The organism is Mesorhizobium sp. B2-4-3 (assembly GCF_006442815.1).
Classification (GTDB): domain Bacteria; phylum Pseudomonadota; class Alphaproteobacteria; order Rhizobiales; family Rhizobiaceae; genus Mesorhizobium.
The window spans coordinates 293,676-302,653 of sequence record NZ_VFVL01000003.1; the positions used below are offsets into that span (position 1 = coordinate 293,676).

Genomic DNA, 8,978 nt, shown 5'->3' on the forward strand with positions numbered 1-8,978 from the left:
CGAATCGGGTACTCTGAGGGCCGATGTCGGAGTGCGGTGAGTTCCCCTTCACGTGAAGGGAACCACAATGCTTCCCGGCAGTTGATGAAGCGATGAGCCGATTGGCAGCCTATCGGCTCCGAGGCAAAGCATCATGCGCGAGAACCAATCCGACGTCTTCGATCTGTTTTCGGAGATTTATTCCAACGCGGCCCAGGAAGAGATCAGCCTCCAGCAATACCTGCTGGCCTGCCGCGAGGACAAATCCATGTATGCCTCGGCGCCCGAACGCATGGTCGAGGCGATCGGCGAGCCGAACCTGGTCGACACCAGCAAGGACGAGCGGCTCGGCCGCATCTTCTCCAACCGCACCGTCAAGGTCTATCCCTCCTTTTCCGATTTCTACGGAATGGAGGACACGATCGAGCGCATCGCCGGATATTTCCGCTACGCCTCGCAGGGCCTCGAGGAGCGCAAGCAGATCCTCTATCTCCTCGGTCCGGTCGGTGGCGGCAAATCCTCGCTGGCCGAACGGCTGAAGAAGCTGATGGAGGAGCGCCCGATCTACACGCTCAAGGTCGGCAACAAGATCAGCCCGGTCTTCGAATCGCCGCTCGGCCTTTTCCATCCCGACCGCATGGGCGATCTGCTGGAGGATAAATACGGCATCGCCCGCCGCCGCCTGAACGGACTGATTTCGCCCTGGGCGGCCAAGCGCCTCGACGAACTGTCGGGCGACATCTCCAAATTCAGCGTGGTCAAGCTGATGCCGTCGCGGCTGCGCCAGGTCGCCATCGCCAAGACGGAGCCCGGCGACGAGAACAACCAGGACGTCTCGGCGCTGGTCGGCAAGGTCGACATCAGGCAATTGGAGAATTTCAGCCAGTCCGACCCGGACGCCTATTCCTTCAGCGGCGGCCTCAACCGGACCACGCAAGGGCTGCTCGAATTCGTCGAGATGTTCAAGGCGCCTATCAAGGTCCTGCACCCATTGCTGACGGCAACCCAGGAAGGCAGCTACAACGGCACCGAGAATTTCGGCGCCTTCCCCTATCAGGGCATCGTCGTTGCCCATTCCAATGAATCGGAATGGCAGCAGTTCAAGAACAACAAGAACAACGAGGCCTTCCTCGACCGCATCCTCGTGGTCAAAGTTCCCTATTGCCTGCGCATCACCGAGGAAAGGCACATCTACGAGAAGCTGCTGCGCGAGAGCGAATTGGCAAGCAGTCCCTGCGCGCCGGAGGTGCTGGACATTCTCAGCCGCTTCACCGTCTCGACCCGCCTTGCCGAACACGAGAACTCGCCGCTCTACACCAAGATGCGCGCCTATGACGGCGAGAACCTCAAGGAGGTCGATCCGAAGGCGAAGTCCGTCCAGGAATATCGCGACGCCGCCGGCGTCGACGAAGGCATGAACGGGGTAAGCACGCGCTTCGCCTTCAAGATCCTGTCGCAGACGTTCAACTACGACACCAAGGAGGTGGCGGCCGACCCGGTGCACCTGATGTACATCCTCGAGGAAGCGATCAAGCGCGAGCAATTCCCGAAGGAAACGGAGGCCGCCTATCTCGAATTCATCAAGTCGGAACTCGCGGCGCGCTATGCTGAGTTCATCGGTCACGAGATCCAGAAGGCCTATCTGGAATCCTATAGCGAGTACGGTCAGAACCTCTTCGACCGTTACATCGCCTATGCCGATGCCTGGATCGAGGATCAGGACTACAAGGACCCCGACACCGGCCAGATCCTCAACCGCGAGGTCCTGGACAAGGAGTTGTCGCAGGTCGAGAAGCCGGCCGGCATCGCCAATCCCAAGGACTTCCGCAACGAAGTGGTCAAATTCACCTTGCGCGCCCGGGCGCGCAACCATGGCCGCAACCCGTCATGGACGAGCTACGAAAAGCTTCGCGAGGTCATCGAGAAGCGCATGTTCGGCCAGGTCGAGGACCTGCTGCCGGTGATCAGCTTCGGCTCCAAGCAGGACAGCGTCACGGAGAAACGGCACAACGAATTCGTGCAGCGCATGGTGGAACGCGGCTATACCCAGCGACAGGTGCGCCGGCTGGTCGACTGGTATATGCGCGTGAACAAGGCGGGCTGAGCAAAGCCGGGACGGTTCCATGCCGATCTTCATCGACCGCCGCCTGAACCCGAAGGACAAAAGCCTTGGCAATCGCCAGCGCTTCCTCAGGCGCGCCCGCGAAGAGCTCAAGCGCAGCATCCGCGACAAGGTCCGCGCCGGCGGCATCGGCGAACTCGACCGCGAGCACGCCGTGCCGATGCCTCGCAAGGGCACCGGCGAACCGACCTTCGGCGACGACAAGGAAAGCGGCCGGCGCCAGCACATCCTGCCCGGCAACCGGACGTTCAGCCCTGGCGATCTTATCGACAAGCCTGGCGGCGGCGGAGGCTACGGCTCGGCTCCGGGGACTACGGAATCCGAGGACGACTTCCGCTTCGTGCTGTCACGCGAGGAAGTGCTCGACCTTTTCTTCGAGGACCTCGAACTGCCGGATCTGGTCAAGCTCAGTCTAAAGCAGATACTCAGCTTCAAGCCGAGGCGTGCGGGCTTCGCGGCAAGCGGCGCGCCGACCAACATCAATGTCGGGCGCACGATGCGAAACAGCCACGGGCGCCGCATCGCGCTCAGGCGTCCAAAGCAGGCTGACGTGGACGCCATCGCCCGGCAGATCACCGAGCTGGAATCCAGGCCGCCGAATGCAAAGGCACGCGAACGCATCGAGGCTCTGTGCGAAGAGCTCGACCGGCTGGAGCGCCGGCGCAGGCGGATAGCCTATGTCGATCCGGTCGACATCCGCTTCAATCGCTTCGACCCTCAGCCGCGGCCGAATGCCAGTGCCGTCATGTTCTGCCTGATGGACGTCTCCGGATCGATGGGCGAGCGAGAGAAGGATCTGGCCAAACGCTTCTTCGTGCTGCTGCATCTGTTCCTGACGCGACGATACGAGCGCACCGAGATCGTCTTCATTCGCCACACCCACGAGGCCAAGGAGGTGGACGAGCACACGTTCTTCTACCACACGCAAAGCGGCGGCACCGTCGTTTCCACGGCGCTCGAGGAGATGCATCGCATCATCGAAGAGCGATATCCGGCCTCCGAATGGAACATCTACGCCGCCCAGGCCTCCGACGGCGACAATTTTGCCACCGACTCCGAGCGCTGCATAGAACTGCTCGACCGCAAACTCATGCGGCTTTGCCAGTATTTCGCCTATGTGGAGATCATCGATGAGCGAGAAAGTCACATTTTCGGCTCGACCGAGAACGGCACGTCGCTCTGGCGCGCCTACAACGCCGTCGACGGCAAATGGCCGAATTTCCAGATGAGGCGCATTGCCGCGCCGGCCGACATATACCCGGTCTTCCGCGAGCTCTTCGCCAGGCAGCCTGGCCTGCTCAAGAGCGCTTGAGGGCTTCGGCAATGGTTAGCCAGGCGCGCAAGTCCGAACTGCTGTTTTCCGGGTCCGACTGGGATTTCAACAAGCTGTCCCGGGTCTATGACGAGATCGAAGCGATTGGCCGCGAAGAGCTTCGCCTCGACATATACCCGGTGCAGATGGAGGTCATTTCCTCCGAGCAGATGCTCGACGCCTATTCGTCGATCGGCATGCCGCTGATGTACCGGCACTGGTCGTTCGGCAAACGTTTTCTCCACGACGAGCTTCTCTACCGCAAGGGCGCTCGCGGTCTGGCCTACGAGATTGTCATCAACTCCAACCCCTGCATCGTCTACCTCATGGAAGAAAACACCATGGCCCTGCAGGCCTTGGTGACCGCCCATGCCGCGCTCGGGCACAATCATTTCTTCAAGAACAATCATCTCTTCCGGCAATGGACGGATGCCGGCGGCATCCTGAGCTACCTGGACTTCGCCAAGAGCTACATAGCCCGATGCGAGGAACGGCATGGCCTGGCCGCCGTGGAGGCGATCCTGGATTCGGCCCATGCGCTGATGGAGCAAGGCGTGTTCCGTTACCGCCGCCCGCCGAAACTGTCATCGGAGCAACAGCGCGAGGGGTTGCGCGAGCGCCTCGAATACGAGGAACGCTCCTTCAACGATCTGTGGCGGACGCTGCCGCCCCCGCAGGGAAAGAATAAGCCGGAAGCCGAGGACGAGAACCTTGCCGAGCGGAAGAAATCGCTCAATCTGCCGGAGGAAAACCTGCTCTATTTCCTCGAGAAGAACAGCCTGGTGCTTGAGCCCTGGCAGCGCGAGATCGTCAGGATCGTGCGTGTCATCGCGCAATATTTCTACCCGCAGCGGCAAACCCAGGTGATGAACGAAGGTTGCGCCACCTTCGTGCATTACACGCTCATGAACACGCTGTTCGACCGTGGCCGCATCGGCGAAGGCGCCATGCTGGAGATCCTGCGCAACCACTCGAACGTCATCTTCCAGCCGGCCTATGACGATCCGCGCTTTTCCGGCATCAATCCCTATGCGCTGGGTCTCGACATGATGCAGGACATCCAGCGGATCTCGACCGCGCCGACCGCCGAGGACCGTGACTGGTTTCCCGACATCGCCGGCCGCGGCGACTGGCGCGACACCCTGCTCGACGCCTGGGCCAACCACCGCGACGAATCCTTCATCCGCCAATATCTGAGCCCGACGCTGATCCGCAAATGGCGGCTCTTCGTGCTCGCCGACGGCGCCGACGAGCCGCACTATGAGGTGGCCTCGATCCACAATGAGCGCGGCTATGCCAAGATACGGTCGGCGCTCGCGCAAAGCTACGATGTCGGCGCCAGCCGTCCCGACATCCAGGTGGTTGACGTCGACCTGCTGGGCGACCGGCATTTGCGGCTCCAGCACAAGGTCAAGGACGACGTCATGCTCGAGGCCCAGAGCCGCGACGCAACCCTGCGCCATATCCGCAGGCTTTGGGGCTATGACGTCAGCCTGGCGGCAATCGATGCTGGAACCGGCGCGATGCTCAGCGAGCGTTCGACCAAGGAACTTTGAGCGGCATCGCCTGACATCAACGCGCCTTAGCCTTCGCTGGCGGGACGTATCCTCAACCTCGCAATGCGGTTCTTGTCCCGCTTCATCACCACGAAACGCTTGCCGTGGAAGGTGAAGGCCTGCTTCTCCTCCGGGATCGACTGCGTCTCATGGATGACCAGGCCGGCGATCGTCGTGGCTTCCTCGTCGGGCAGGTCCCAGTCGAGCGCGCGGTTCAAGTCGCGGATCGGCACCGTGCCTTCGACGACGACCGAGCCGTCCGCTTCTTTCTTCACGCCCTGCATGTCGATGTCGTGCTCGTCGGCGATCTCGCCGACGATCTCCTCGATGATGTCTTCCAGTGTCACCAGCCCTTCGACCTCGCCATACTCGTCGACGACGATGGCGAAATGCGCCTTGCGCCGCAGAAAGGCGTTGAGCTGCTCCTGCAAGGTGGTGGTATCCGGCACGAACCAGGGCTTGGCCGCGATCTTCATGACGTCGATCCGCGAAAAATCGTTGCCGACCTCGTTGAGGGCCCTGAGCAGATCTTTCGCGTGTAGGACGCCGACGATGTTGTCGAGCGAGCCCTTCCACAGCGGCATTCGGGTGTGCGGGCTCTGCAGGATCTCGCGCACCACCGCTTCGGGCGCATTGTCGGCATTGACCGAGCGCATATTGGTGCGGTGGACCATGACGTCCGACACTTCGAGCTCATCGAGGTCGAAGAGGCCCTCGAGCCGATTGCGCTCCTCACCGGCAGCCGCGCCCTCGCGGCGGGGTTCGTCGCCGTCTTCATCCTTGCCGTTGCGCTCCGACCGCTGCGGCGGCTCGATCGGCCGCAGCGCGTAGCCGCAAGCGGCAAGCAGCCGGGCGCGCAACAGAAGCGCCATGATTACGACGGCGGCGAGGACGGCGGCGACGATCCAGCCGGCGCTGCTCATCTGGGATGGCTCATCTTGAGCCGTCCGGGATGGCTCAATTTGAGGAAGGAGAGCACTTCCGAGGGCGGCACGTCCTTGGCGATGAAAGCCTGGCCGATGCCGCGCGTCAGGATGAAGGTCAGCGCGCCGCGCGAGACCTTCTTGTCCTGGGTGATGAAGCCGAGCAGCGCCTCGGCATCCGGCAGCTCGCCTGGAATATCGGCCATCCGCCAGGGCAGGCCGACGGCGCGCAAATGCGCTTCGACGCGCTCCGCGTCGTCCGGGCTCGCCAGGTTGAGGCGCGCCGAAAAACGATGCGCCAGCACCATGCCGATGGCGACGCCCTCGCCATGGACGAGCCGGCTACCGTCATACTGCGTGGCGGCTTCGAGCGCATGACCGAAAGTGTGGCCGAGATTGAGCAGGGCGCGGTCCCCGGTCTCGAACTCGTCACGGGCGACGACGTCTGCCTTGGCGCGGCAGGCCTCGGCGATCGCCTCGACCCGCGCGGGACCGCCGGCGAAGACTTGCCCCCAGTTCTGCTCAAGCCAGGCGAAGAAGGCCGGGCGGTCGATCAGCCCGTATTTGGCGAGCTCGGCATAGCCGGCGCGGAACTCTCGGATCGGCAGCGTGTCGAGCACCTGGGTGTCGGCGAGCACCAGCCTGGGCTGGTGGAAGACGCCGACGAGGTTCTTGCCGCGGGCGCTGTTGATGCCGGTCTTGCCGCCGACGGAGGAATCGACCTGCGCCAGGAGCGAGGTCGGGATCTGCACGAAATTCATGCCGCGCCGCACGATGCCGGAAGCAAAGCCTGCAAGGTCGCCGATGACGCCGCCGCCGAGCGCGATCACCAGGTCGCGGCGTTCGAGCTTTGCCGCAAGCACGCCGTCGACCACCTCTTCGAGATGGGCAAAGCTCTTGGTCTTCTCGCCGGCGGGCAGCGCGATGACGGCGGACTGGATGCCGCCTTTCTCCAACCCCGCCTTCAGCGTGTCGAGATGCGCGGCGGCGACGTTCTCGTCGGTGACGATGGCCGCGCGGGTTCCGGGAAGCCGGCGCGCGATCTCCTCGCCGGAGCGCGCCAGCAGCCCGGAGCCGATCAATATGTCATAGGCGCGGTCGCCGAGCCCGACCTCGACCTTCACCGGTTCGACATCGCTCACGACTGCACCTCGTCGGTTGTGGCGCTTGTAGCGCCTGTCGCGATCGCGTCGACGCCGAGATGGGTGCAGAGCGCCGCGACGACTTCGCCGGCGATGATCTCCTTGCGGTCGTCGCGGGTCGGCACGGTCAGGTCGGCGGTGGCGTAGACCGGGTAACGCTCGCCCATCAGCCGCTCCAGCACGCCGCGCGGATCGGGATTCTTCAAGAGCGGCCGGTTCTGCTTCTTGGAAACGCGCTCCATCAACAGGTCCAGATCGGCCTTCAGCCAGACCGACACGCCATACGCGGAAATCGCCTCGCGCGTCTGCGCGTTCATGAAAGCGCCGCCGCCGGTCGACAGCACTTGCGGTCCGTTCTCCAGCAGGCGCAGGATCACGCGCTGCTCCAGCGCGCGGAATTCCGGCTCGCCATAGCGCTCGAACAGCTCCGGCACCGTCATGCGCGAGACGCTTTCGATCTCCTGGTCGCTGTCCATGAAGGGCAGCGAAAGCATCGCCGCCACCTTGCGGCCGATCGCCGTCTTGCCGGCGCCCATCAGCCCGACGAAGATGATCGAGCGGCTGCCGAGCGTTTCGATCAGCGCGGCGCGGCCTTCGTCCGTCGGATTGGGTGGCAGAGCGTTCATCGGGGCCTCTTTGCGCCGTATCGACATCAAAAGCCTGTTTGCGTCAAGCGCGGCCGGACAAAGGTCCCTAAGCAGGTTCCGCAAAAGTGGCCCACGGTTTTGCGAAGAGAACCTGCGAAAAACAACAATCCCTAAGCAGGCATTCGTGGGCTTGCCCGCAAATGCCTGCTTAGAAGCTTTTCCTGCAAAACCAGCATCGAGCCAAATCCTTCGTCCTTGAATTGGCCGGATTGGCGTCTCATAAGGGCACAGGGCTTTGGAAACGCAGAACAAGAAGACGGGCGAAAATTTGAATGCCGACTTTGTTTCGGTTTGTCGTGACGCTGGCCGTTCTTGCAGGCATTGCCTATGGCGCGATGTTCGCGCTGGCGATGTTCGTGGAGCCGAAAAAGGCGGAAATGAGCATTCGAATTCCTGCCGAGAAGCTCAATCCGAAGAAGAATTGATCCCGGCCAGATGAAAAGCGCGGCCCGCATAGAAGCCTTCCTCGAAATGATGAGCGCCGAACGCGGCGCTGCGGAAAACACGCTCGCCTCCTATCGCCGCGACCTGGAGGACGCCTCCGAGACGATCGAGGGCGGACTGGCGGGCGCCGGACCTGCCGACATCCGCGCCTATCTCGACGACATCGCCGCGCGCGGCTTCGCGCCGACATCGCAGGCGCGCAAATTGTCGGCGATCCGCCAGTTCTTCAAATTCCTCTACGCCGAAGGGCTGCGCGGCGACGACCCGACCGGCACGCTGGACAGCCCGCGCAAGGGCCGGCCGCTGCCGAAGACGATGAGCGAGGCCGAGACCGGCCGTCTGCTCGACCGGGCGGCCCTGGAAGCCGGCGAATCCGGATCGGACGGCGACAGGTTGGCCGCGTTGCGCCTGCACGCGCTGGTCGAGGTGCTCTACGCCACCGGCCTGCGCGTCTCCGAATTGGTTGGCCTGCCGGTGACGGTGGCGCTGCGCGACGACCGCTTCTTCATGGTGCGCGGCAAGGGCGACAAGGAGCGCATGGTGCCGCTTTCGACCAAGGCGCGAGCCGCCATGCGCGCCTGGCTTGCCGCCAGGGCCGAGCGCCCGGCCTTTGCCGAAAGCCCGTTCCTGTTCCCGGCCTCGTCCGACAGCGGGCATCTTTCCCGCCAGGTTTTCGCGCGCGATCTCAAGGGGTTGGCCGCGCGTTCCGGGATAACTGCGGCCAAAATCTCGCCGCATGTGCTTCGTCATGCTTTTGCCAGCCATCTGCTGCAGAACGGCGCCGACCTCAGAGCCGTTCAGCAACTCCTGGGCCATGCCGACATCTCGACCACGCAGATCTGCACCCATGTGC

8 protein-coding genes are annotated in these 8,978 nt (G+C 63.2%); 5 read left to right on the forward strand and 3 right to left on the reverse strand.

Annotated features, from left to right (window positions below):
• Positions 1-133 precede the first annotated feature (133 nt).
• The 3 genes from FJ956_RS05520 to FJ956_RS05530 are packed head-to-tail and all read left to right on the forward strand — an operon-like array spanning position 134 to position 4,969.
• Positions 134-2,083 (forward strand): PrkA family serine protein kinase, encoded by a 1,950-nt coding sequence (locus FJ956_RS05520; protein ID WP_140679611.1) that lies wholly within the window; start codon positions 134-136, stop codon positions 2,081-2,083.
• 19 nt (positions 2,084-2,102) lie between these two features.
• The gene (locus FJ956_RS05525) at positions 2,103-3,413 is read left to right on the forward strand and encodes a YeaH/YhbH family protein (protein WP_140679605.1); all 1,311 of its coding nucleotides are present in this window, start codon (positions 2,103-2,105) and stop codon (positions 3,411-3,413) included.
• Positions 3,414-3,424: 11 nt separating this feature from the next.
• Complete coding sequence (locus tag FJ956_RS05530) at positions 3,425-4,969, forward strand: SpoVR family protein (protein WP_140679603.1); 1,545 nt, start codon at positions 3,425-3,427, stop codon at positions 4,967-4,969.
• A gap of 26 nt (positions 4,970-4,995) precedes the next feature.
• On the opposite strand, the gene FJ956_RS05535 is transcribed toward FJ956_RS05530, so the two are convergent.
• The 3 genes from FJ956_RS05535 to FJ956_RS05545 are packed head-to-tail and all read right to left on the reverse strand — an operon-like array spanning position 4,996 to position 7,660.
• Positions 4,996-5,892 (reverse strand): transporter associated domain-containing protein, encoded by an 897-nt coding sequence (locus FJ956_RS05535; protein ID WP_140679601.1) that lies wholly within the window; start codon positions 5,890-5,892, stop codon positions 4,996-4,998.
• Positions 5,889-7,034, reverse strand: coding sequence for a 3-dehydroquinate synthase (gene aroB / locus FJ956_RS05540; protein ID WP_140679598.1), 1,146 nt, complete (start codon positions 7,032-7,034; stop codon positions 5,889-5,891). The genes FJ956_RS05535 and aroB overlap by 4 nt, the downstream gene beginning before the upstream one ends.
• The gene (locus FJ956_RS05545) at positions 7,031-7,660 is read right to left on the reverse strand and encodes a shikimate kinase (protein ID WP_140679593.1); all 630 of its coding nucleotides are present in this window, start codon (positions 7,658-7,660) and stop codon (positions 7,031-7,033) included. The genes aroB and FJ956_RS05545 overlap by 4 nt, the downstream gene beginning before the upstream one ends.
• Before the next feature lie 293 nt (positions 7,661-7,953).
• Between FJ956_RS05545 and FJ956_RS05550 the strand changes: the two genes are divergently transcribed.
• The gene (locus FJ956_RS05550; protein WP_042643428.1) at positions 7,954-8,106 is read left to right on the forward strand and encodes a hypothetical protein; all 153 of its coding nucleotides are present in this window, start codon (positions 7,954-7,956) and stop codon (positions 8,104-8,106) included.
• A 10-nt stretch (positions 8,107-8,116) separates the two neighbouring features.
• Positions 8,117-8,978, forward strand: an 862-nt coding sequence (locus tag FJ956_RS05555) for a site-specific tyrosine recombinase XerD (RefSeq protein ID WP_140781950.1), incomplete at its 3' end; no start/stop codon positions are given.